General features: G+C 70.9%; 23 protein-coding genes. 3 read left to right on the top strand and 20 right to left on the bottom strand.

The window, feature by feature from the left end; genetic code table 11:
* The 19 genes from hemB to HNR15_RS02350 all read right to left on the bottom strand — a co-directional run bounded on the left by hemB (nucleotide 1) and on the right by HNR15_RS02350 (nucleotide 19677).
* Nucleotides 1-975, bottom strand: a complete 975-nt coding sequence (gene hemB, locus HNR15_RS02440; RefSeq protein ID WP_179478832.1) for a porphobilinogen synthase — start codon at nucleotides 973-975, stop codon at nucleotides 1-3.
* Complete coding sequence (locus tag HNR15_RS02435; protein WP_425484501.1) at nucleotides 975-2651, bottom strand: bifunctional uroporphyrinogen-III C-methyltransferase/uroporphyrinogen-III synthase; 1677 nt, start codon at nucleotides 2649-2651, stop codon at nucleotides 975-977. The genes hemB and HNR15_RS02435 overlap by 1 nt, the downstream gene beginning before the upstream one ends.
* Complete coding sequence (hemC, locus tag HNR15_RS02430) at nucleotides 2648-3640, bottom strand: hydroxymethylbilane synthase (RefSeq protein ID WP_218883515.1); 993 nt, start codon at nucleotides 3638-3640, stop codon at nucleotides 2648-2650. Before hemC ends, HNR15_RS02435 begins: the two co-directional genes overlap by 4 nt.
* Complete coding sequence (locus HNR15_RS02425) at nucleotides 3637-4941, bottom strand: glutamyl-tRNA reductase (protein WP_179478830.1); 1305 nt, start codon at nucleotides 4939-4941, stop codon at nucleotides 3637-3639. The genes hemC and HNR15_RS02425 overlap by 4 nt, the downstream gene beginning before the upstream one ends.
* Nucleotides 4938-5618: a redox-sensing transcriptional repressor Rex gene (locus tag HNR15_RS02420; protein ID WP_218883514.1), complete on the bottom strand. Its 681-nt coding sequence runs from the start codon at nucleotides 5616-5618 to the stop codon at nucleotides 4938-4940. The genes HNR15_RS02425 and HNR15_RS02420 overlap by 4 nt, the downstream gene beginning before the upstream one ends.
* Nucleotides 5619-5798: 180 nt before the next feature.
* Entirely contained in the window at nucleotides 5799-6041 is a 243-nt protein-coding gene (locus tag HNR15_RS02415; RefSeq protein ID WP_179478828.1) for a glutaredoxin family protein, read from the bottom strand.
* A complete protein-coding gene (locus HNR15_RS02410; RefSeq protein ID WP_179478826.1) occupies nucleotides 6038-7093 on the bottom strand; it encodes a lysophospholipid acyltransferase family protein in 1056 nt (351 codons plus the stop codon). Before HNR15_RS02410 ends, HNR15_RS02415 begins: the two co-directional genes overlap by 4 nt.
* On the bottom strand, nucleotides 7086-8075 hold the full coding sequence (locus tag HNR15_RS02405) for an NAD-dependent epimerase/dehydratase family protein (RefSeq protein ID WP_179478824.1): 990 nt from the start codon (nucleotides 8073-8075) through the stop codon (nucleotides 7086-7088). Before HNR15_RS02405 ends, HNR15_RS02410 begins: the two co-directional genes overlap by 8 nt.
* Before the next feature lie 108 nt (nucleotides 8076-8183).
* A complete protein-coding gene (locus HNR15_RS02400) occupies nucleotides 8184-8282 on the bottom strand; it encodes a 30S ribosomal protein bS22 (protein WP_082775156.1) in 99 nt (32 codons plus the stop codon).
* A 110-nt stretch (nucleotides 8283-8392) separates the two neighbouring features.
* On the bottom strand, nucleotides 8393-8593 hold the full coding sequence (locus HNR15_RS02395) for a helix-turn-helix domain-containing protein (protein ID WP_179478822.1): 201 nt from the start codon (nucleotides 8591-8593) through the stop codon (nucleotides 8393-8395).
* Nucleotides 8594-9009: 416 nt separating this feature from the next.
* A complete protein-coding gene (locus HNR15_RS02390; RefSeq protein WP_179478820.1) occupies nucleotides 9010-10206 on the bottom strand; it encodes an acetoin utilization protein AcuC in 1197 nt (398 codons plus the stop codon).
* Between the two features lie 24 nt (nucleotides 10207-10230).
* A complete protein-coding gene (locus HNR15_RS02385; RefSeq protein ID WP_179478818.1) occupies nucleotides 10231-10797 on the bottom strand; it encodes a GNAT family N-acetyltransferase in 567 nt (188 codons plus the stop codon).
* A gap of 57 nt (nucleotides 10798-10854) precedes the next feature.
* Complete coding sequence (proC, locus tag HNR15_RS02380) at nucleotides 10855-11673, bottom strand: pyrroline-5-carboxylate reductase (RefSeq protein ID WP_179478816.1); 819 nt, start codon at nucleotides 11671-11673, stop codon at nucleotides 10855-10857.
* A complete protein-coding gene (locus HNR15_RS02375) occupies nucleotides 11670-12623 on the bottom strand; it encodes a proline dehydrogenase family protein (protein WP_425484500.1) in 954 nt (317 codons plus the stop codon). The genes proC and HNR15_RS02375 overlap by 4 nt, the downstream gene beginning before the upstream one ends.
* A 16-nt stretch (nucleotides 12624-12639) precedes the next feature.
* Nucleotides 12640-13485: a transglutaminase N-terminal domain-containing protein gene (locus HNR15_RS02370; protein ID WP_179478814.1), complete on the bottom strand. Its 846-nt coding sequence runs from the start codon at nucleotides 13483-13485 to the stop codon at nucleotides 12640-12642.
* Nucleotides 13482-14411 carry an alpha-E domain-containing protein gene (locus HNR15_RS02365; protein ID WP_179478812.1) on the bottom strand — a complete coding sequence of 310 codons (930 nt, stop codon included), beginning with the start codon at nucleotides 14409-14411 and terminating at the stop codon, nucleotides 13482-13484. The genes HNR15_RS02370 and HNR15_RS02365 overlap by 4 nt, the downstream gene beginning before the upstream one ends.
* Nucleotides 14412-16001, bottom strand: coding sequence for a circularly permuted type 2 ATP-grasp protein (locus HNR15_RS02360; RefSeq protein ID WP_179483546.1), 1590 nt, complete (start codon nucleotides 15999-16001; stop codon nucleotides 14412-14414).
* Nucleotides 16002-16168: 167 nt separating this feature from the next.
* Nucleotides 16169-17092, bottom strand: a complete 924-nt coding sequence (locus tag HNR15_RS02355; RefSeq protein WP_179478810.1) for an ABC transporter permease — start codon at nucleotides 17090-17092, stop codon at nucleotides 16169-16171.
* Nucleotides 17089-19677: an alpha/beta fold hydrolase gene (locus tag HNR15_RS02350; protein ID WP_179478808.1), complete on the bottom strand. Its 2589-nt coding sequence runs from the start codon at nucleotides 19675-19677 to the stop codon at nucleotides 17089-17091. Before HNR15_RS02350 ends, HNR15_RS02355 begins: the two co-directional genes overlap by 4 nt.
* A gap of 218 nt (nucleotides 19678-19895) precedes the next feature.
* Between HNR15_RS02350 and HNR15_RS02345 the strand changes: the two genes are divergently transcribed.
* Together HNR15_RS02345 and HNR15_RS02340 are read left to right on the top strand one after the other, a co-directional pair.
* Nucleotides 19896-20396: a DinB family protein gene (locus HNR15_RS02345; protein ID WP_179478806.1), complete on the top strand. Its 501-nt coding sequence runs from the start codon at nucleotides 19896-19898 to the stop codon at nucleotides 20394-20396.
* A gap of 130 nt (nucleotides 20397-20526) precedes the next feature.
* Nucleotides 20527-21243: an MgtC/SapB family protein gene (locus HNR15_RS02340; protein ID WP_179478804.1), complete on the top strand. Its 717-nt coding sequence runs from the start codon at nucleotides 20527-20529 to the stop codon at nucleotides 21241-21243.
* Nucleotides 21244-21253: 10 nt separating this feature from the next.
* Here the strand turns inward: HNR15_RS02340 and HNR15_RS02335 are convergent, their stop codons facing one another.
* Nucleotides 21254-21706: a hypothetical protein gene (locus tag HNR15_RS02335; RefSeq protein ID WP_179478802.1), complete on the bottom strand. Its 453-nt coding sequence runs from the start codon at nucleotides 21704-21706 to the stop codon at nucleotides 21254-21256.
* A gap of 74 nt (nucleotides 21707-21780) precedes the next feature.
* Between HNR15_RS02335 and HNR15_RS02330 the strand changes: the two genes are divergently transcribed.
* Entirely contained in the window at nucleotides 21781-22134 is a 354-nt protein-coding gene (locus tag HNR15_RS02330) for a UBP-type zinc finger domain-containing protein (protein WP_179478800.1), read from the top strand.
* Nucleotides 22135-22259 lie beyond the last annotated feature (125 nt).

Below are 22259 nucleotides of genomic sequence, written 5' to 3'. Positions count from 1 at the left end.
TCAGATGGCGGCTCGCAGGATCGTGGCGACCTCGACGGCGTAGTAGGTGAGGATGATCGACGCACCCGCGCGCTTGATGGACGTGAGCGTCTCCAGCATCATCCGGTCCCGGTCGATCCAGCCGTTGGCGCCGGCCGCCTCGATCATCGCGAGCTCACCGCTCACCTGGTAGGCGGCGACGGGGACGTCGACCTCACCGGCGACGGCGTGCAGCACGTCGAGATAGGGCAGCGCCGGTTTGATCATCACGATGTCGGCGTCCTGCGCCAGGTCGAGAGAGACCTCGCGCAGCGACTCGGTGAAGTTGGCCGGGTCCTGCTGGTAGGTCGCGCGGTCACCCTGCAGGGCCGAGTCGACGGCCTCGCGGAACGGCCCGTACGCCGCTGAGGCGTACTTGGCGGCGTACGCCAGGATGATCGTGTCGGTGAAGCCCGTCTCCTCCAGGGCCGCGCGGCACGCGGCGACCTGGCCGTCCATCATCCCGGACAGCCCCAGCACGTGGGCGCCCGCGCGGGCCTGCGCCAGCGCCATCTGCGCGTAGAGCTCCAGGGTGGCGTCGTTGTCGACGCGACCACGGTCGTCGAGCACTCCGCAGTGCCCGTGGGAGGTGAACTCGTCGAGGCACAGGTCGGACATCAGGACCGTGCTGTCACCCAGCTCGTCGCGCAGGCGGCGCAGCGCGACATTGAGAATGCCGTCCGGATCCGTTGCGCCCGAACCAATCTCGTCGCGGTGCTCGGGCACGCCGTAGATCATCAATCCGCCGACGCCGGCCGCGACCGCATCCCGTGCCGCGACCACGAGGGAGTCCAGACTGTGCTGCAGCACGCCCGGCATCGAGGCGAGCGGGACCGCGTCGGCCAGGCCCTCTTTGACGAACATCGGCAGCACCAGATCGGCCGGGTGCAGCCGCGTCTGTGCCACGAGCCGCCGGACCGCCGGGGTCTGGCGGAGCCTGCGCGGGCGGTGCTCCATCAGGCCTTGGCCTTGCGCCGCGCCGCCGTACGCCGCTCGCTCGGACGGCGTACGTCGTCGCCCGCCTCGGCGGCGGACAGCGCGAGGCCGCGGCCGTAGTCGGCCAGGGCGTCGACCAGTGACGCGGCGGAGGGCTCGGCGGCCAGGACGTCGACCCGCAGGCCGTGCTCCTCGGCGGTCTTCGCGGTCGCCGGGCCGATACACGCCACCACGGTGGACGTGTGCGGCTTGCCCGCGATGCCCACCAGGTTGCGCACGGTGGAGCTGGAGGTGAAGAGCACCGCGTCGAATCGACCGGACTTGATCGCCTCGCGCACCTGCGGAGCCGGCGGAGCGGCGCGCACCGTGCGGTAGGCCGTCACGTCGTCGACCTCCCAGCCCATCTCCTGCAGGCCGGCCACCAGAGTGTCGGTGGCGATGTCGGCGCGCGGCAGGAAGACCCGGTTGATCGGATCGAGCAGGTCGTCGTACTCCGGCCACCCCGCGAGCAGTCCCTTGGCCGACTGCTCACCGTCCGGCACCAGGTCCGGCTCCAGCCCCCACTCGCGCAGGGCATCGGCCGTGACTCCCCCGACGGCGGCGATCTTCAGCCCGGCGAACGCGCGGGCGTCCAGACCGAACTCGGCGAACTTCTCCTTGACCGCACGCACCGCGTTCGCCGAGGTGAAGCCGATCCACTCGTAGCGGCCGGTGACCAGGCCCTTGATGGCCCGCTCCATCTGCTGCGGGGTGCGCGGTGGCTCGACGCTGATGGTCGGCACCACATCGCTGGCCGCACCGAACGACGCCAGCCGCTCGGTCATCGTGCCGGCCTGCTCCTTCGTGCGCGGCACGAGGACGTTCCAGCCGAAGAGCGGCTTGTTCTCCCACCAGGACAGCTGGTCGCGCAGCGCCACGGTGCCGCCCACGACCGCGACGGTCGGCGCGTGCACCTTGTCGGCGCGGATCGCATCGGCCGCTTCGGCGAGGGTGGTGACCTGGGTGGCCTGCTCGATCAGGGTGCCCTGCGAGGTGAGCGCGACACCGGTGTCGCCGTCCCGCCCGGCCGCGAGCAACCGGCCCAGCGCGTCGGCGATGTTCTCGGTGGCACCGAGCAGCACGACGGTCGTGTCGTCGCCGGCGGAGCGCTCCCACACGACCTTGCCGTCACCGGCACTGATGACGTGCACAGCACGAGTCGCGTTGTTGGTCAACGGGATTCCAGCGTACGACGGCACCGCGGACACCGCGCTGACGCCGGGCACGATCTCGAAGGGGATACCGGCCTTGCGCAGGGCGACCGCCTCTTCGGCCAGACCGTTGAACATCGCGGGGTCGCCGTCCATCAGGCGGACCACCAGGGTCTCCTCGGAGGACGGGTCGCTCGGCGACGCCTGTTTCGCGGCGCGCACGACGAGCTTCGCGCGGGAGGCGTGGGTCAGCGGCTGGCCGGCCTCGCCGTGTCCGGCGTCGACGATCTCCACGTCGGCGCGGGCGTAGGGCGCGACGAAGTCCTCGCGCGCGATCCGGTCGATCACGATGACGTCGGCGCGACGCAGCAGGCTGACGGCCCGCGTGGTCAGCAGTCCGTGGTCGCCGGGGCCCGAGCCGACGAAGGCGACAGTGGGCAGGGCCTTCACGGCCTTGGCGCCCTTCGCCGTGCCGCTCTTGCGATTCGATGCAGTGGTGGTGCTCACGATTCACGCTCCGCAGCGTTTGTTGGGACGAGGTCTTCGGGGTGGGTGGGGAACGCATCCGGTTTCGGAGGCGCCCCTGGAGGTATGACGTCGGCGGCACCGTCCTGGAGCAACAGCTGTGCCAGTTCGATACCCAGCCGGGGGGCGGCCTCAATCGGGCCGGTGACGGATCGGCGCAGTTCGAAACCGCCGTCCTTGCTACCGACGAACGCGCGCAACGAGATCATCAGAGAACCGTCGAGCTCCTCGACGACCTCGGCCAGCGCCCCGATCGGCGACGAGCAGCCCGCTTCCAGCGCACCGAGCAGCGCGCGTTCGGCAGTGACCGCGGCACGGGTGTCGGGGTCGTCCAGGGGCGCGAGCGCCGCGCGCAGCTCCGTGGCGTCCTCGCGGACCTCGAGCGCCAGCGCGCCCTGACCGGGAGCCGGCAGCATCTGCAAGGGGTCGAGGACCTCGGTGATCGCCGCGGTACGACCGATCCGTGCCAGCCCGGCGCGCGCGAGGACGACGGCGTCGACCGTGCCGCTGGTCACCAGCGACATGCGCGTGTCGATGTTGCCGCGGATCCCGCGCACGGCGAGTCCGAGCCCGAGGGCGTTCAGCTGCGCGGCCCGCCGAGGCGAACCGGTGCCGACGACAGCGTCCTGGGGCAGCTCGGCGAGCGTGAGTCCGTCACGGGCGACGATGGCGTCGCGGGGATCCTCACGGGACGGGATGGCGGCGAGCACCAGGCCCGGTTCCGGCTGCACCGGCAGGTCCTTCAGCGAGTGGACCGCGAGGTCGACCTCGCCGGCGAGCAGCGCGTGGCGGATCGCGGCGGCGAACACGCCTGTGCCGCCCATGGTCTCCAGGGGTGCGCGATTGGTGTCGCCCTCGGTGGTGATCATCACCAGCTCCACCTCGTGGCCGCGGTCGCGCAGCAACTGCGCCACGCTCTCGCTCTGGATGGTCGCGAGCGCACTGCGCCGGGTGCCGAGTCGCACCATCATCGGCGATCACCGTCCGACAGCCGCGGGACCCGCGAGACGCGGGCCTCGTGCGGGTCGAGGTCGAAGAGGGTGCGCAGCAGCGCGGCGTAGTCCTGTCCGTGCTCCTCACCGGCGAGCTGCTTCATCCGTACCGTGGGCGTGTGCAGGATCTTCTCCGTCACCCGGTGCAGGGTCTGGCGGACCTGCGCCGCTTGCGCATCGGTCAGCTGCAGGCGACCGACCAGCCGGTCCATCTCGGCGTCGACGACGTCCGCGGCGCGCACCCGCAGCGCGGAGACGGTCGGCACGACCGCGGCCGAGCGGCGCAGCACCAGGAACTCCGCGACCTCGGCGGTGACCAGGTCCTGTACGACGCGCAGCGAGTCGCGCTGCGGGCCGTCGGCGGTGGTCCGGGCGCCGAGCTCCTCGAGCGTCACGAGCGTGACGCCGTCGAGCTCGCCGCACGCGGGGTCGATGTCGCGCGGCAGCGCAAGGTCGATCAGCACCATGTGCCGGGCGGGCGGGCCGTCGGCGGTCAGCAGGTGCGGCACCAGGATGTGGCCCACGGCACCGGTGCAGGAGATCACGATGTCGGCCCCGGCGAGGGCGTCGGTCAGCTGCGCCCAGGGTCGCGCGATCGCTCCGGTCGCGGCGGCCAGTCGCTGCCCGTGCTCAGGCGTGCGGTTGACGATCGTGAGGCCGCCGACGCCGGCGCGGGTGAGGGTGTGGGCGGCGAGGGCGCTCATCGAACCGGCGCCGATGACGACCGCGGACTGCGCGGACAGTGCGCCGAGGTGCTCCTGCGCGATGCCGAGCGACTGCTCCACCAGCGACCGGCTCACGGTGTCGAGGTCGGTCTCGGCGTGCACGCGCTTGCCCACCCGCAGGGCGTGCTGCACCAGCTCGGACAGCGACGAGCCGAGCCGCCCGGCGTCCTGGGCGGCCCGCATCGAGGCGCGCAACTGACCCAGGATCTGGCTCTCGCCGATGGCCATCGAGTCCAGCCCCGCGGCGACGGAGAAGAGGTGGGCGACGGCCCGGTCCTCGAAGTGCACGTAGAGGTGGTCGCGCAGCGCGGGCAGCGGCATACCGGTCACCGCGGCGAGCGTCTCGCTGATCGAGGTGACCGCACCGTGGAAGGTGCCGACCTCGGCGTACAGCTCGGTGCGGTTGCAGGTCGACAGCACGAGCAGCTCGCTGACGTGCTCATTGCCGACCAGGGACTCCCCGATCCGGTCCTGCTGCACGTCGTTCAGGACGACGCGCTCCAGCGTGGCGATGTCGGCGGTGCGGTGGGAGATGCCGATGACGATGACGCTCATCCGCTGGCCTCGATCCCGTCGGCGCCGAGGCGGGCGTCGTCCTTGCCGCGCTGCTCGTGGAAGGCCAGGATCTGCAGCTCGGTGGCGAGGTCGACCTTGCGCACCTGGGTGTGGGCCGGGACGTTCAGCACGCCGGGCGCGAAGTTGAGGATGGAGCGCACGCCGAGAGCCACGACGGCGTCGGCGACCTCCTGGGCGGCGACCGGCGGCGTGGAGATGACCGCGATGACCTGCTCGGTCACGCTTGCCGCGAACTGCTCGAAGTCCACGACCTGCATGCCGGCGATCGTGGTGCCCACCACGGCGGGGTCGCGGTCGACGAGCCACTGCACCTTGAAGCCGCGGGTGGCGAAACCGCTGTACGCCGCGAGCGCGTGCCCGAGGTTGCCCATCCCGATGATCGCGACCGACCAGGGGTGCTGCAGGCCGAGCTGGCGGGTGATCTCGCTGGCCAGCCGCTCCACGTCGTAGCCGACGCCGCGCACGCCGTACGAGCCGAGGTAGGACAGGTCCTTGCGCAAACCAGCCGAGCGGACGCCCGCGATGGTCGCGAGCTCCTCGGAGGACACGACCTCCACACCAGCGGATACGAGGGGGTGCAGAGCACGCAGATAGCCCGGAAGTCGAGCTACCGTCGCGTCCGGGATGTCCCGCCGCGTCATGGGGTCGGTCGTCAAGGGCGCTCGACTCCTCCCGAGGTCGGCAGGCCCTATATCAAACGCCTGCGCAGAGGAAGTAATACCCCCTGACCATAAGACTTTGTGAAGGCATGCACAAAATCGCTCTGGAGCGCTGAAAGTGCTAGGCGGTACTACACCTGCTGCATCTCGCGGGCGTTCGGGCGAAGAGTCGGGGGCTCAGGCCAGGGCGGCGCGCAGCCGCTTCTCGTCGACCCGCCAGTAGTCGTGCTGGGCGCCGTCCACCAGCGTGACGGGGATCTGTTCGGCGTACTGCTCGCGCAACGCCGGATCATCGAGGATGGAGATCTCCACCCACCCGACGCCGGTGTCGGCCGCGACCGCGGCGATGACCGTGCGGGCATCGTCACAGAGATGGCACCCCGGCTTGCTGATGAGGGTGATGCGCGGCTCGTCGCTCACCAGAAGACCGAACGTCGTTGCAGCAGCAGCGAGTAGAGCGTCTGCTGGATGGTCTCGCGCACCTGGTCGGTCAGATCGAAGACCAGCATGGGGTCGTCGGCGGCCGCCGGCTCGAAGCTGTCGGTCGGGATGGGCGCGCCGAATTCGATGATCCACTTGCTGGGCAACGGGAGCAGACCGAGCGGGCCGAGCCAGGGGAAGGTCGGCGTCAGCGGGAAGTAGGGGAAGCCGAAGAGCCGGGCCAGGCTCTTGGCGTTGCCCAGCAGCGGGAAGATCTCCTCGGCGCCCACGATCGAGCACGGGATGATCGGCACGCCGGTGCGCAGCGCCGCGCTGACGAACCCGCCGCGACCGAAGCGCTGCAGCCGGTAGCGCTCGCCGAACGGCTTGCCGACGCCCTTGAAGCCCTCGGGGCAGACGAAGACCAGCTCGCCGGCGCGCAGCAGCCGCTCGGCGTCGGCGTTCGCCGCCAGCGTGGATCCGGACTTGCGCGCCAGATCGCCGAGCACCGGGGACTGGAAGACCAGGTCCGCGCCGAGCGCACGCGCGTACCGGTGGCCGGGCGTCTCGTCGTGGATGGCGACCTGGACCATCAGCCCGTCGACCGGCACCGTGCCGGAGTGGTTGGACACCACCAGCGCGCCGCCCTCGAGCGGAAGGTTCTCGATGCCGCGCACCTCGACGCGGAACCAGCGCTTGTAGAGGGGCCGCAGCAGCGGCAGCCACACCTCGTCGGTGAACTCCTGGTCGAAGCCGAAGTCGTCGACCTCGTACTCCCCGGTGATGCGACGCCGCAGGAACGCGAGCGCCTTGGTGATCCGCCGGTCCAGGTCGTCACCGGAGAGCCCTGCCGCCGAGCCGGCGATCCGCAGGGTGCGCACCAGCAGCTTGACGATCGACTCGATGTCGTACGGCGACCCGCTCGGCTCGGGTGCCGGTGCGGGGTCGGGCACGACGCGCAGCGGTCGGTCGGCACGCGCGCCGGCGAACGCGGCGCGGGGCGGACGCTTGCGCGCGCCTGTCGCGTCGGATCCGGTGGTCTTGTCAGGCATGGGCTCCCCCTGCTCGCAGCAGCGCCGACACTCGGTTGTCGCCGCCGAAGACGTCGGTGAATGCTTCGCGTGTGGTGCGCTCGGGGGTGTAACCGAGCGACGTACGTAGTGCTGTGGTGTCCATCCCCCGCCCGAAGCAGAGCAGGTCCATCTGCTCCGCGGAGAAGTTGCCGACCCGGGCGCGGGAGGTGAACTGCTGAACGAGCGGCCCGGCCTGCGCCAGCACCGGAAGTGTCGGGCGACCGGCGATGCGGGCGGCCTGGTGCACGGTGAGCACCCCGTCGCCGGCGACGTTGATCACCCCCGTGCACTCCTCGCGCAAGGTGGCGGCATGGATGGAGCCGATCGCGTCGTCCAGGTGCAGCACCTGGAACCTGCCGTCGAATCCCAACGGCACCGGGATCACCGGCAGGTGGAAGAGGTCGGAGAAGGTGGTGCGCAGCCCGGGGCCGACGACGTTGGCCATCCGTAGCATGCACACGTCGACATCGGGCCGGCGACGGCCGAAGCCGCGTACGTAGGTCTCGACCTCGACGGAGTCCTTGCCGAAACCGCGCGGAGGGGTGCGCCGCGCCGTCATGTCCTCGGTGAACATCGCGGGGTCGCGCGGCGAGCTGCCGTAGACCGCGGAGGACGACTTGACGACGAGCCGTCGCAGCGAGGGCGCCTTCTGGCACGCAGCGAGCAGCTGCATCGTGCCGATGACGTTGATCTCCTTCTGCGTCGTGCGCCCGCCCGCCTGCCGCGGCGTGGTGATCACGCCCAGGTGCACGACGGTGTCGACGTTCTCCTGCTTGATGATCTTGCCGATGATCGGGTTGCGGATGTCGGCACGGACGAACTCCGCGCGGCCGATGTCATGGGCAGGGCGTACGACGTCGACGGCCAGCACCCGCTCGATCCGCGGGTCGGTCGACAGGGCCCGCGCGGCGAGTCCGCCGACGAAACGCGAGACCCCGGTGACGAGCACGGTCGTAGCCATCGGGTTCCCTCTCGCGGGTGCGGATGATCGCTGTGCGCAGATCGTACGACGAAGCCCCCGCCCGCCACGGCTCACGCCAGGCGACAGGGGCCTTCGTAGGTCCTACTGCTACTTCTTGTTACGACGCTGGTGTCGCGTCTTGCGCAGCAGCTTGCGGTGCTTCTTCTTCGCCATCCGCTTGCGGCGCTTCTTGACTACTGAACCCATGCGTGAACGCTGTCCTTCGATGATCGGAAATTTCAGAAAGGCTGCCAGTCAGGCTACGGCATGCCGGGGATGCGGCCGAATCAACCGTCTCCCGCACCGGCCGGGCGGATTCAGGCGGTGCCCATGTAGGACTGGCTGAGGTACTCGGTCACGGCGGTCTCGGGCACCCGGAACGAGCGTCCCACCCGAACGGCCTCGAGCTCGCCGCTGTGCACCAGTCGGTAGACCGTCATCTTCGACACCCGCATGATGGTGGCCACCTCGGCGACGGTCATGAAGGTAACCTCGCCCACGTGCGTCTCGTGCGGCATGGTGGGGCCTCTATTTTCTGTGCGGTCCGCAACGGATGGTCTTTTCAGCAGGCCAGGAGTGCGGGTCGGCTGGTGCTGAAATGCACCCTAGAGGTAGAACGCATCCTGTGTGAAGTTTGAGACTAAAATGTCCACTCGACACGCCGTACGAGCGTGTTTTTCCTCCTGCCCGGTTACGCGTGCGCCAACGCCCACAGCGGACCGCGCGGCGCCCTTGCGGCGACGACCCCACCGGATCGCCCGCAACGGACCGCGCGGCGCCCTCCCCGCGGCACGCTCACCCGGCCACCCCACGTACCGATCAAGGCCGCCTGAAAGTGACGCCGACGCCCACAACGAACCACGCGGCACCCTTGCAGCGACGACCCCACCGGATCAGCGCCCACAACGGACCACGCGGCGCCCTTGCGGCGAGCTCAGTCGAACCAGACGTTGAGCCCGTGCTCGGGGAAGACCGCCTCACGGGTCGCGAGCACGCACTGGTCGACCCGATCGTTCGGGTCGGCGCCGGTGGCCCAGGACTTCCACCACACCCGGTCGTGCTCGGCCACCCCGTCGCCCATCCGCGGCGGACCGGGCCGCCCACAGGTCATCCGTGCGTAGTCGTGCCAGGCCGCCGGGATGGCCGTGTCCAGCGGGATGGGTGCGTGCGCGGCGATCCCGAGCAGGTGGGTCCACGTGCGCGGGACGACGTCGACGATCTCGTATCCGCCGCCACCGAGTGCCACCCAGCGACCGTCGGCCACCTCATGGGCCAGGTCGTGCATCGACTCGGCCGCGGTCCGCTGCGCGTCCACCGACAGGCGCAGGTGCGCCAGCGGGTCCAGATAGTGGGAGTCGCAGCCGTGCTGGGTGACCAGCACCTGCGGGGCGAACGCGCGCAGCAGACCGGGTACGACGGCGTGCAGCGCCCGCAGCCAGGCCGCGTCGCCCACCCCGGGCGGCAGCGCGATGTTGGCGGCGCCGCCGAGCGCGCCCGGGCCGCCGATGTCGGCCGGATCGCCGGTGCCCGGGAAGAGAGTGCGTGGGCCCTCGTGGATGGAGATGGTGAGCACCCGGGGGTCGTCCCAGAAGACCTTCTCGACGCCGTCGCCGTGGTGCACGTCGAGGTCGACGTATGCGACCCGCTGCGCGCCGGCCCGCAGCATCGACTCGATCCCGATGGCCACGTCGTTGTAGACGCAGAATCCGGACGCGTTTCCGGGCATCGCGTGGTGCATGCCGCCGGCGAAGTTGACGCCGTGCGACACCTCACCGGACCACACCGCGTCGCAGATGTCGCGGGTGCCGGCCGCGATGAGCGCGGACGCCTCGTGCATCCCGAGGAACGCCGGGTCGTCGGTCGTGCCGAGCCCGTACGTCGTGTCGGCCAGCTCGGGGTCGGCGGACGCGACGCGCACGGCCTCGACGTACGCCGCGTCGTGCACCGTGCGGATCAGGTCCTCGGTCGGGTCCGAGGGCCCCGTGACCTGGACACCCGGGGCATCGAAGACGCCGTACTCACGGGCCAGTACGGCGGTCAACGCGAGCCGCCGCGGGTCCATCGGGTGGTGATCGCCGAAGTCGTACCGGGTCAGCCGTTCGTCCCAGACGATCCGGGTCGAGGCGGTCATCGGCTCGTCATCGACGGTCCCGCGTCACAGCACCGAGCTCGGCACCGAGCCGGGGTCCTCGCCGAGGGAGTAGACCATCGCCATCTCGTCCTCGGGGACGTCCGGCTCCTCCTGGGTGGCGGGTGTGCCCTCGGGCACGCCGGTGACCTTCATCGGTCGCCGCGCGTCGGTGGGACGGAAGCCGAAGCTGCTCGCGAACGCGACGCCCCGGCCGTTGTCGGTGCCCACCCAGTAGACGACGAACTGGAAGGAGTCGGTGCCGGCCTGCTCGACACCCGCCTGCACGAGTTGCCAGGCGACGCCCTGACCACGCAGGTCGGGCTTCACCCAGAGGCCGAAGAGCTCGCAGCTGCGGGGGTCCTCCGCAGGCGACCGCCCGACGGACACGACGCCCACGACGTCGTCGCCGCGCTCGGCGATCAACCGGCGGGAGCGGACCAGACGACGTCGCCAGAAGGCGTCGTCGAACTGTCGTTCCTGCGCGACGCTGGCCGCGAAGGCATCGGGGCTGTCGGACAGTGCAGCCAGCCGTACGTCACGGTAGATCTGCCAGTCCTGCTCCCCGAGAGCACGAACCGTGATGTCAGTCATGCGGGTACTCTCGCACGGCCGTCGCGCCCGGGGGTAGCTGCGTCCACCCCTCGCGACTCACTCCCCTGCGGCCAGCTGGGCCGAGCGCCGTGCCGCCGCCTCGATCGCGGTGAGGAACGCCGCGCGGACCTTGTGGTCGTCCAGTTCGCGCAGTGCGGCCATCGTGGTGCCACCCGGGCTAGAGACCTGCTCGCGCAGCACCGTGGGGTGCTCGCCGGTCTCCTTCAGCATGGTCGCGGCGCCGTAGAGGGTCTGCACGACCAGCTCGGTGGAGGTGGCGCGCGGCATCCCCAGCAGCACGCCGGCCTCGATCATGGCCTCGACGACGTAGAAGATGTATGCTGGCCCGCTGCCGCTGATCGCGGTCACCGCGTCGAGGTGGTGCTCCGGCAGCGCGACGACCCGGCCGCAGGCCTGCAGCAGCCCGGTCGCTGTGGCCAGCTGGTCGGCGTCGCAGTGCGCGCCGGGGCTCACCGCGGACATGCCCTGATCGACCAGGGCCGGGGTGTTGGGCATCACCCGGGCCACCGAGGTGCCCTCGGGCAGTTGCGCCTCCAGGAACGCCGTGGTGATGCCGGCCGCGAGGGAGACCACGAGCGTGCTGTCGCCGACCGCGCCGGAGATCTCCTGCACCAGCGCGCGCATGTCCTGCGGCTTGACCGCGAGCACGAGGGTCGCCGCCTGGGCTGCCGCCTCCGCGGCGGGAAGCGCCCGCACGGCGTACTTGTCCTTCAGGTTCGCGAGCCGCTCGGGGCTGCGGTCGCTGATCAGGACCGTGACGGCATCGCGTCCGCCGCGCAGCCAGCCCGAGAGCAGCGCCTCGCCCATCACCCCGGCGCCCAGGATGGCAACGGTGTCGGCGCGCGACACGGTCATCCCCTGCTGATGAGGGAGCGGGCGAAGAACATCGCATTCGCCGGCCGTTCGGCCATCCGGCGGACGAGGTAGCCGTACCACTGGTCGCCGTACGGCACGTAGATGCGCATCTGGTGGCCGGCATCGGACAGTCGCTGCTGCTCGTCGGGGCGGATGCCGTAGAGCATCTGGTACTCGAAGGAGTCCGAGGCACGCAGGCAGCGGTCGGCCAGCGACCCGGCGATCTGGATGAGCCGGGGGTCGTGGCTGGCGACCATCGGGTAGCCGTCGCCGTGCATGAGCACCTTGAGGCACCGCACGTAGGACAGGTCGACGTGCGCCTTGTCGAGGTAGGCGACACTGCCCGGCTCGTCGTAGGCGCCCTTGCACAGCCGGATCCGGCTGCCGGCGGTCGCGAGGTCGCGGCAGTCGGCCTCGGTACGCCGCAGGTAGGCCTGCAGGACCGCGCCCACCCAGGGGAAGTCGGCGCGCAGCTCGCGCACGCCCTCGAGGGTGTCGTCGGTGGTGGTGTGGTCCTCCATGTCGATGGTGACCGTCGTGCCCGCGGCGGCCGCGGCCGCGCAGATCTCCCGCGCGTGGTCCACAGCGATCTTGTGGCCGTCGTGCGGCAGCGCCTGCCCGATGGCGCTCAGCTTGACGCTGACCTCCACGCCGCCGCGCTCGGTGAGCCCGGCGTCGCTCAGCGCCCGCAGGACGTCGAGGTAGGCGTCGCGGGTGTGCCGTGCTCCCTCGAGATCCGTGCAGTCCTCGCCGAGGAAGTCCAGGGTGCCGAGCAGTCCCTGCCCGTGCAGTCCGGTCGTCGCCTCGACGGCGTCGGAGGTGCCCTCGCCGGCGACGTAGCGGCGTACGACGTCCCGGCTGACGGGCGCGTTCTGCACGACCCGCCGCACCTTGTCGTTACGGGACAGGCCGAGCAGGCCTGCGCGCAGTGCTGCGCTGGGGTCCAACACGATTGATCTCCTCGAATTACGCGAGCCGGCTGATCTCCACGGTCACGAACATCTTGCTGCCCGGGGTGCCGGTGAAGATGCCCCGCAGGGGCACGACATCTGAATGGTCGCGACCTTGCGCCACTTCAATGTAGAAGTCGTCGGGGACGACTCCTGCACTCGGGTCGACCGCCGTCCATGCGCCGTCCCACCACTGGATCCATGCGTGTGACACACCGGTGACGTTCGCACCGACCGGAGCGTCCCGGTCGGGGAAGACGTAGCCGGTGACGAACCTGGCCGGGATGCCCTGCGAACGCAGGGCGCCCAGGGCGAGATGGGCGAAGTCCTGGCAGGCGCCCTGGGCGTCGTCCCAGGCACCGGCGCAGCGTGCGTAGACCGTGCGCCGTCCCGCGATGTAGTCCAGCCGTTCGCGGATGGCGGCGATGACGTCGGTGACGAAGACCGCAGGAGTCGCCGCGTTCTCGCGCGCCCGCGCGACGACCTCCTCGAAGGCGGGGCCGAGCGCCGTCCGCGGGACGATGCGCAGCACCTCCTCGAACTCGTCGCGCACCGAGGGGTCCGCGTACTGCTCCCAGGTCATGCCCGCCGTCTCGGCGGGGTGGCGGTCGACCGTCACGGTGCTGATCGCGACGACCTTCAGCTCGTCGTGCGGTTCATGAAGCTCGAACGACGTGACGGTCGTGCCCCAGTAGTCCGTCCACTGCTCCATCCACGGCGTCGGCGTGACGTCGACGCGGGAGTGCAGCACCGTCTGGCGGGCGCTCGACAGCGGCGTCAGACGCGCCTCGTTGTAGGACTGCGTCGCCGGGCCGGTGTAGGTGTAGCCGGTGCGGTGCACCAGCCGCATGGTCACGCTCACAGGGCCTCCGTCAGCCACTCGGGCGCCACGACGCCCTCGAAATACCGCTTCGCGATCGCCTCGGTCGCATCGGCGCAGACGCGCTGCAGCTCCTCCATCTCCCGGGGCAGGTCGGTGACCAGGTCGGTCAGGGACAGGTAGGACAGTCGCGCGTGCGCCTGCCCGATGACCCGTGCCGCGTCGCCGCCGAAACCGACCCGCCTCGACCTCGGGTCCAGCTCCTCCAGGCAATGCCCGGCCTGCTCGAGCAGGTGGGAGATCGAGCGCGGGAAGAGCCGGTCGAGCAGCAGGAACTCCGCTGCGGCGCGCGGGGATTCGGTCACCCGGTAGACGCGGGTGAACGCGTGGGCGGCGCCGCACGAGCGGAGCGTGAGCGCCCAGGCGCCGTTCGGCCCGGACACGTAGTTGCCCATCGTGATCAGCCGCGCGGTCATGTCGATCCGCTCGATGCTGCGCCCGAGGACGATGAACTGCCAGCCGTCGTCGTGGCTCTGGGTGCTGTCCGCGAGCGCGGAGATCATGCTGGCCCGCTCGCGCACGAAACGAAACGCGTCAGCGGGCCGCCGCTGCTGCAGTTGCCCCGCGAGCACCGCGTTGTAGGTGCTGTTGATGGCCTCCCACACCTCGGTCGAGACGACCTCCCGCGAGCGGCGCGCGTTCTCCCGGGCGGTCTCGATTGCGTATGCGATGGACGGGGCAGCCGTGCGGTCGAGCAACAGGGTCTGCAGCAGCGTCCCGGCGTCCGGGGTGCCCTCGCCGTACGCGATGCCCATGGCAGCCATCACCGAACGGCAGGTGGCCTCCTCGTCGATGACCGGGTCCTCGATGAGCAGCTGCAGGTAGGTGTCGAGGATGCGCGCCGTGCACTCGGCGCGCTCGACGTAGCGGCCGATCCAGAAGAGCGCCTCGGCGATCCGACTCAACATCTAGCGCTCACCGCCGAACGACGTCCGCACCGCGGTCTGGGTCTGGCTCTGACTCTGGGTCTGGCTCTGCTCGCCACCGTGGCCGCTCGGGGGCGGTGCGGTGTCGTCGGCGTCCGACGCGCGCTCCGCGGCCCGCCCGGCCCGCAGGCTCGGGTGCACGACGGCGTCTTCGGCCGCGGGGGCCGGTGACGCCTCGGGAACGGCACCGCGATCGGCGGCCAGCACCCAGGTGTCCTTGGAACCGCCGCCCTGACTGGAGTTGACGATGAGCTCACCCTCCGGCAGGGCCACCCGGGTGAGGCCGCCGGGCAGCACCCAGACCTTCTCGCCGTCGTTGATCGCGAACGGCCGCAGGTCCACGTGCCGCGGCGCCATCGTGTCGCCGATCAGGGTCGGCACCGTGGACAGCTGGATCACCGGCTGCGCGATCCAGCCGCGCGGGTCGGCGATCAGTCGCTTGCGCATCTCGTCCAACTGGGCCGCGGTGGCGCGCGGACCGATGATGATGCCCTTGCCGCCGGCGCCGTCGACGGGCTTGACCACCAGCTCCGCGAGTCGGTCGAGCACCTCGGCGCGGTGCTCCGCGTCCTCCATCCGCCAGGTGTCGACGTTCGGCAGGATCGGCTCCTGGCCCAGGTAGTAGCGGATGAGATCGGGCACGTAGGTGTAGGTCAGCTTGTCGTCGGCGACCCCGTTGCCGACGCCGTTGGCGATCGTGACGTTGCCCGCCCGGGCAGCGTTCAGCAGACCGGGCACGCCGAGCATCGAATCCCTGCGGAAATGCACGGGATCCAGGAAATCGTCGTCGACGCGTCGGTAGATCACGTCGACCGGTCGCAGGCCGTTCGTGGTCCGCACCAGCACCCGGCCGCCCTGGGCGACCAGGTCGCGGCCCTCCACGAGGCGGGTGCCCATCAGGCGGGCCAGCAGGGCGTGCTCGAAGTACGCGGCGTTGAAGGCGCCGGGTGTCAGCACGACGACCGTGGGGTCGGTGACACCGCTCGGCGCGCAGGCCCGCAGGCTGGCGAGCAGCTTCGCGGGATACTGCGAGACCGGCCGGATTCGGTGGTGCGCGAAGACCTCGGGCAGCGCCGTGGACATCGCCCGCCGGTTGGAGATGACGTAGGAGACCCCAGAGGGGATCCGGACGTTGTCCTCCAGCACCCGGAAGTCGCCGTTGCCGTCGCGCACCAGGTCGATGCCCGAGACGTGCACCCGGACGCCGTGCGGGTAGTTGATGCCCTTGGCGACGCGCAGGAAGTGCGGGCTGCTCGTCACGACACGGCGCGGGATGACCCCGTCCCGGAAGACCTGCCCCTCGTCGTAGATGTCGGCCAGGAACGCCTCCAGAGCCCGGACTCGTTGGGCGACACCGGCTTCCACGTGCGACCAGGTCTGCGCCTCGATCAGCCGGGGCACGATGTCGATCGGGAACGGCCGCTCCTGGCCGCCGATGTCGAAGGTGACGCCCTGGTCGAGGTAGGAGTGGCCGAGATAGTCGGCGCGCGCCTGCACCTCCTGCATCGACAGACGCTGCATCTGACGCTGAATGCCCATGTAGTCGGGCCGGCAGCCGGTGCCGTCGTACATCTCGTCGAACGTGTCCGGCCCCGAGCGGTATCCGCCGAAAACCTGACCCGAGGTGCCGCCCTGCGTCTGGCTCTGGCTCTGCGTCACGCCGTCACGTTATCGGCACCGTGTTGCGTCCCTGTTTCGATCGGCCGCATCGATCCGCGCGGAGGTCCGTGCCGGACGCGTCAACTCACGATGTCCTTGCGCTCGAAACGCCACCAGGCCAGGGCCAGGAAGACCGCCGAATAGGTGAGGGCGACTCCGGTGCCGCGGATCATCCCGTCCCAGTTGACGCTCGGGCCGAGGGCGTCGAGCCAGGAGTACTGGAAGTGGGTGGGCAGGACGTTGCGGTAGGAGCCGAGGGCGGTGATGGCGTCCAGGATGTTGGAGACCACCACCAGCAGCACCGCGCCGCCGACCGCGCCGAGCGGAGCATCGGTCAGCACGCTCAGCAGGAAGGCCAGGGCGGCGACCAGCAGCGACTGAAGGCTCGCGTACGCGACCACGATCAGCAGCCGCTGCAGTCCGACACCGGTGCCGAACGAGCCGCCCAGGGGTGACTGTGCGGGCGCCCAGCCGAAGAACACCCCGCCGATCAGGAACGACCACACGGGCACCAGCAGGTTGGCGCCGAGGCTGAGGCTGAGCGCGACGACCAGCTTCTGGCGCAGCAGCCGCGAGCGGGGCACCGGGATCGCGAGCAGATACCGCAGGGAGGACCAGCTGGCCTCGCTCGCCACGGTGTCGCCGCAGAAGAGGGCGACGATGACCACGAGCAGGAAGGCAGCAGAGGCGAACTCGGTGTAGAAGGCGAAGTTGGCGGCGCCCGCGCTGCCCAGAGTGATCAGGGCCGAGCCGGACGCGCCGGCCCCACCCCCGCCACCACCACGACCTCCGCCGGGGTTGTTGACCTTCAGCGCGATCGCCACGATCACCGGCAGGACGATCAGGAGCAGGGCCGCGAGCTGGGTACGACGACGGCGCAGCTGGCGCACGAACTCCACCCGCAGCGACAGGGTGCGGCCGGGCCGGAACGCCGCGCGCTCGCCCGGCGGGAGCTCGGCCAGCCGGTCGTGGACACCGCGGCGGGTGGCGGCGATCTCGTTCATTCGTCCGCTCCGACCAGTTGCATGAAGACCTCTTCCAGCGAGTGTCTGGTGGCGACCTGCTGGGCCTCGATGCCGGCGTCCGCGAGCACCCGCACCGCGCGTTCGGGATCGGCCACCCGCAGCCGGTCGGGTCCGGCGACCGCGCCGACGATCTCCTCGACCGACCCGGCCGTGATCAGACGCCCGTTGTGCATCACCACGACGTGCGTGCAGGTCTGCTCGACCTCGTCGAGCAGGTGACTGGACAGGACCACGGTGCGCCCGGTCTCGGCGTACCGGCGCAGCACCTCGCGCATCTCGATGATCTGCGGCGGGTCCAGACCGTTCGCGGGCTCGTCGAGGATGAGCACCTCGGGCAGCCCGAGCATGGCCTGCGCGATCGCCAGGCGCTGGCGCATCCCCTGGCTGTAGGTCTTCACGCGGCGTTCGATGGAGGGTCCGAGCCCGGCGATCTCCAGCGCGGTCTCGAAGTCGGCGTCCTCCTCCGGACGGCCGGTCGCTGCCCAGAAGAGCCGCAGGTTGTCGCGGCCGGACAGATGCGGCAGCAGCCCAGGGCCCTCGATGAACGCGCCGGTGCGCGACAGCACTGCGGCGCCCGGTCCGATGAGCTCGCCGAAGAGCCGGATGGAGCCGGTGGTGGGCGCGATCAGCCCCATCAGGGTGCGCAGCAGGGTGGTCTTGCCCGCGCCGTTGGGTCCGAGCAGCCCGACGACCTGCCCCTGCTGGACCGAGAAGGTGACGTCGTCGACGGCCCGGTAGCCGTCGGAGTACACCTTGCTGAGGTGTTCGATGCTCACCGGCACGTGCTGGAGCGCGGGCTCGAACGAGTGACGTCGGCGACGGCGTACGGCGGCGAACGCGACGCCGAGCAGGAATAGCCCCATTGCGACGAGACCGACGATCAACCAGGGCCACGGGTGGCCGGTCGCCTCGGCGCGGCCTACGGCGGTGGAGAGCCCAAGCTGGGGAGAGGCGAGCGCGACGTCGTAGCTGCGGGCGTCGGTCGGCAGCTGGTAGGCGAGGTCGGTCGTCGCGACCCGGACGACGACCCGGTGCCCTGCGGGCACCGACTGCACGATGCCCGGCAGCCGCACCGTGACCGTGGTCGGCACTCCCGGACGCAGGCCCGTCAACCGGATCGGGGCGACGAGACCGGAGGGCAGGGTGTCGCTGCCGTCGGGCGCGACGTCGTGCAGCGACGCGAAGAGGGTCGCGTCGGTGGTGGTCCGCGCGGTGATGCGCAGCTGGACGGTCGAGGAGCCCGCGACCAGCTCCGCCCTGGTCAGCGGCGCGGAGGAGAAGGATGCGAACTGCCCTGGTATCGAAGCCAGTTGGGTCGCCCCGGTCACTCCGGCGAGACCGGCTGCCTGGCCGAGCAGACCACCGAGGCCCGGGACCGCCGTGACCGCGGCGGGGTTTCCGCCCGCCGGGGCGAAGATCGTCCTCGAAGCACCGGACAGGGCGACCGGCACCTGCCGGTTCGCGCCGTACCCGCCCTCGATTCGGACGGTCTGGTCGATGCTCGAGCCGTCCTGCGACGACAGCGCCGCGCCGGTGAGGGACGCGGTGAACGACCGGTCGGGCACCCGCCCGTGCTTCAGGATCGGGTCGAACCAGCTGCGCAGGAAGCCCACGAGCTGGGACGTCGAGGTGCCGCCGTCGTGACCTCCGCTGCGCCAGATCACCTTGGTGGGGGTGCCCGCGGCGGCGATGCCGCGGGCGTTGGCGTCGGCCTGGGACAGGTCGAAGAGCGAGTCCTGCTGGCCCTGGCTCAGCAGCGTGGGCGCCGTGATCCGGCTCAGGACCCGCGCGGGACTCGAGGCCTGCAGCAGGCTGAGGATCGTCGCATCTGGCCGGCCGGTGGCAGCTGCCTGTTGGTACGCCGCGCAGACATCGGCCGCGAACCGTCCGCAGCCGTTGCTGCTCGGCGCCCTGCCCGCCGCGGCGCCGAACAGCTGGCCCGCCCACAGCTTCTTGAAGACCCCGGGCGCGTGGCCCTGCGCGGCGTTGGGGAAGAGCGCCGTCGACAGGTCGTTCCAGGTGATGTCGGCGCCGACGGCGTCGATGCGGCGGTCGGTGCCGGCCTGCAGCAGCGCCAGTCCCCCGCCGTACGACGACCCGGCGACACCGATCCTCGGGTCGCCCGGGTGGTCCTTGATGACCTGTGGCATGGCGGCGAGGTAGGAGACGAGGAGTCGCGCGTCGGCGACCTCGTAGTCAGGTGCGTCGAGATGGATCAGACCGCCGGACCGTCCGAATCCCCTTGCCGTGTAGGCGAGTACGACGTAACCGTCCGCGGCGAGAGAGCGCGCTTCACCGGCCAGGTCGGTCTTGCTGCCGCCGAAGCCGTGTGCCAGCAGGATCGCCGGGGCAGGGGTCTTCGCAGGGAGGTAGACCGTGGTGTCGAGCCGCACCGGGGTGCCGCCCTCGGGCGTGCCGGTGACGAACTGCGACCGCGTGGCGATGTGCGGGCTGCCGGGTCTGAAGAGGGCGATCCCGCCGACGGCGAGAGCCAGGACCACGAACGCCGCCAGCAATCCGCGTACGGCGCGCGACCGCGGGATCCTGGTCCGCGGCAGCTTCATGAGTCCAGTAAAGACGGGCGGGCTGTGGAAAGGCCGAGGCGCCCCCACCCGATCGGTCGCCGACAGCACGGGTCGCGGTCCGCGGTCCAGGTCGCGGGGTGTGTCCGAGCCGCCGGTTTGCGTTCGTGCTGCGGGTCTGCGTTCGTGGCCAGGGCTGCAGCACTGGCCGCCGACGCAAACCGTCCACCGCGTCGTACGCCGGTCCTACAGTGACGGCCATGCCCTCGGCGCCCTTCCCGCCCTCTCCCCCGCCTCCGCGGCCGGACGAGGTCGACGGCCTGCTCGGGTTCCTGGAGTGGCAGCGCCACGGCATCCGCTACGCGCTCGACGGCATCACCGACGCGCAGGCGCGGCTGACGCCCATCCCATCGACGACCCTCTCCCTCGGCGGGCTGCTGAAGCACGTGGTGGCCACGGAGAGGTCGTGGATCCGCACCGACGTCGAACGCGGCGAGGAGCAGCCGCGCACGGACGAGTTCACCCTGGGCGACGACGAAACGGTCGCTCAGTGGCTGGCCGCGTGGGAGGTCGAGGCGGCGCACACGGAGGGGGTGGTGCGGTCCGGGATCGACCTCGATCAGGAGGTGCCGGACTACCAGGGCGGCGCGTCGAACAACGTGCGGTGGGTGCTGCTGCACCTGGTGGAGGAGATGGCCCGCCACGCCGGCCACGCCGACCTGTTGCGCGAGGCGATCGACGGCCGGACCTACCGCCGCTGACGTCGGCCCTCCCGTTCGACGATCAGCACAGGACGCCGGTGGACGAGTGGGCTCGGCGTACGAGCGCCTCGTGCTCGCCGGACCGACCGGGGCCGGCACGCGCCGCGAGCGACCCGGATAGCTTGGGCTGATGGCCCATGGACCGTTCGCCGGACAGGGCGTGGTGCAGATCGCCGAGCTCCTGCTCGCATTCGTCCTCTCCTCCGGCATCGGGCTGGAGCGCACGCTGCGCGGCAAGAGCGCGGGCCTGCGCACCCAGTCGATCGTCGGCACCACCGCGGCGGCGATCCTGCTGGTCTCCAAGTACGGCTTCACCGACGTGCTGCACAGCGGCTCGGTCGTGCTCGACCCCTCACGCGTCGCGGCGCAGGTCGTCTCGGGCATCGGATTCCTCGGCGCCGGCCTCATCCTGTCCCGCGGCGGCGTCGTACGCGGTCTCACCACGGCCGCCGCCGTCTGGGAGACCGCAGCGATCGGAATGGCCGCCGGAGCCGGTCTGTGGTTGATCGCGCTGGTGGTCACCGCCCTGCACTTCGTGACGGTCTTCGGTTACACCGAGCTCGCCCACCACCTGCCGGGGAGCCCTACCAACGCCACGCGGCTGCAGATCATCTACACCGATGGTCGCGGGGTGCTGCGTTCACTGATCAACCGGCTCACCGCGCTCGGCTGGCGTGTCGACGGCCTCACCGGGATGCAGGACTCCTCGCGACTGCCCGAGGGCGTCGTCGGCGTGGTCATCACCGCATCGGGTCAGGCCGAACCCGAGCGCCTGGTGAAGGTCCTGAGCGGCGTCGACGACGTCGTCGGAGTCGGCGTCGTCGAGGACGACGACGAGCTCGAGTAGCGACGTCGCGCTAGCCCGTGTCTCCAGCAGCGTGCGAGCGGGCTCGGCGGCGCCGCTCGTCGACGGTCACGACCCACAGCAGGAACACGTGGTCGCACATCGGCACCGTCTCGGGCACCGTCACCGATGCGAGATAGCGGACGATCCCGCGCTGGTCATACTGTCCGATCGCCGCCCCGGCGACCGACACCCGCGATCCTTTGAGCCGGTAGGTCGCGGTCGGCGTACAGACGTCCCAGTAGGTGAAGAAGAGGCCGCCCTTGTCGGCGGACATCCGCCGCGGCTCTCCCTCGGTCCGCGCGGCGACGACGGTGCCGCCGAACTCCTTGGCGTACTCCCAGTGCTCCGTCTCGAAACTCACGGTGGCACGTTCGCGGAACGTCATGGTCTCGAACGATCCGATCTGCTTGTCCCCCAACAGGATCTGGCCACGGCCCCAGGTGAGCTCCCGCATCGCCTCCATGGAGCGGAAGTATGTCGTGCGCGCAGTGTCATCATGCGCCGTACGCCGCAGCCCCACAGGCCTAGCCTGGCGGAATGAGCGACACCGAGGGTTTCGACACCTCCGTCCCGCCGAGCGGTGAGGGATGCGCGGACTGCCTGGACGGCGCGAGCCCCGGCTGGTGGGTGCACCTGCGGCGCTGCGCCCAGTGCGGGCACATCGGATGCTGCGATACCTCCCCGGGCCAGCACGCGACCGCCCACCACGATGCGACCGGCCACCCGGTCATCCAGAGCTTCGAACCCGGCGAGGACTGGTGCTTCGACTACCGCACCGGCGGATTCGCCTACGGGCCCGCGCTCGCACCCCCGACCAGTCACCCCAGGGACCAGAGCGTCCCCGGTCCGGCGGACAGGATCCCGGCCGACTGGCAGGACCAGCTGCACTAGAGGACGCCGGGGCGCGCGACGACGCGTCCGCCGCAACAGACGAGGTGTGGGTTTTGCGTTTGCGGCCAGGACTGCAGCGCTGGCCGCAGACGCAAAACCCGCACCTGGCGCCCGGCACCGGGCTG

It is taken from the genome of Allobranchiibius huperziae, assembly GCF_013410455.1.
Taxonomy (GTDB): domain Bacteria; phylum Actinomycetota; class Actinomycetes; order Actinomycetales; family Dermatophilaceae; genus Allobranchiibius; species Allobranchiibius huperziae.
The sequence above is the reverse complement of the archived record's forward strand: the minus strand, read 5'-3'. Positions and strand labels throughout refer to the sequence as shown.

What these genes read in the sequence shown, in the direction of transcription:
- hemB (WP_179478832.1), bottom strand. Translation starts at nt 975, where the DNA reads ATGGAGCACCGCCCGCGCAGGCTCCGCCAGACCCCGGCGGTCCGGCGG.
- hemC (WP_218883515.1), bottom strand. Translation starts at nt 3,640, where the DNA reads ATGATGGTGCGACTCGGCACCCGGCGCAGTGCGCTCGCGACCATCCAG.
- HNR15_RS02425 (WP_179478830.1), bottom strand. Translation starts at nt 4,941, where the DNA reads ATGAGCGTCATCGTCATCGGCATCTCCCACCGCACCGCCGACATCGCC.
- HNR15_RS02410 (WP_179478826.1), bottom strand. Translation starts at nt 7,093, where the DNA reads ATGCCTGACAAGACCACCGGATCCGACGCGACAGGCGCGCGCAAGCGT.
- HNR15_RS02405 (WP_179478824.1), bottom strand. Translation starts at nt 8,075, where the DNA reads ATGGCTACGACCGTGCTCGTCACCGGGGTCTCGCGTTTCGTCGGCGGA.
- HNR15_RS02400 (WP_082775156.1), bottom strand. Translation starts at nt 8,282, where the DNA reads ATGGGTTCAGTAGTCAAGAAGCGCCGCAAGCGGATGGCGAAGAAGAAG.
- HNR15_RS02395 (WP_179478822.1), bottom strand. Translation starts at nt 8,593, where the DNA reads ATGCCGCACGAGACGCACGTGGGCGAGGTTACCTTCATGACCGTCGCC.
- HNR15_RS02390 (WP_179478820.1), bottom strand. Translation starts at nt 10,206, where the DNA reads ATGACCGCCTCGACCCGGATCGTCTGGGACGAACGGCTGACCCGGTAC.
- HNR15_RS02385 (WP_179478818.1), bottom strand. Translation starts at nt 10,797, where the DNA reads ATGACTGACATCACGGTTCGTGCTCTCGGGGAGCAGGACTGGCAGATC.
- proC (WP_179478816.1), bottom strand. Translation starts at nt 11,673, where the DNA reads ATGACCGTGTCGCGCGCCGACACCGTTGCCATCCTGGGCGCCGGGGTG.
- HNR15_RS02365 (WP_179478812.1), bottom strand. Translation starts at nt 14,411, where the DNA reads ATGTTGAGTCGGATCGCCGAGGCGCTCTTCTGGATCGGCCGCTACGTC.
- HNR15_RS02360 (WP_179483546.1), bottom strand. Translation starts at nt 16,001, where the DNA reads ATGTACGACGGCACCGGCTGCCGGCCCGACTACATGGGCATTCAGCGT.
- HNR15_RS02355 (WP_179478810.1), bottom strand. Translation starts at nt 17,092, where the DNA reads ATGAACGAGATCGCCGCCACCCGCCGCGGTGTCCACGACCGGCTGGCC.
- HNR15_RS02350 (WP_179478808.1), bottom strand. Translation starts at nt 19,677, where the DNA reads ATGAAGCTGCCGCGGACCAGGATCCCGCGGTCGCGCGCCGTACGCGGA.
- HNR15_RS02345 (WP_179478806.1), top strand. Translation starts at nt 19,896, where the DNA reads ATGCCCTCGGCGCCCTTCCCGCCCTCTCCCCCGCCTCCGCGGCCGGAC.
- HNR15_RS02340 (WP_179478804.1), top strand. Translation starts at nt 20,527, where the DNA reads ATGGCCCATGGACCGTTCGCCGGACAGGGCGTGGTGCAGATCGCCGAG.
- HNR15_RS02335 (WP_179478802.1), bottom strand. Translation starts at nt 21,706, where the DNA reads ATGGAGGCGATGCGGGAGCTCACCTGGGGCCGTGGCCAGATCCTGTTG.
- HNR15_RS02330 (WP_179478800.1), top strand. Translation starts at nt 21,781, where the DNA reads ATGAGCGACACCGAGGGTTTCGACACCTCCGTCCCGCCGAGCGGTGAG.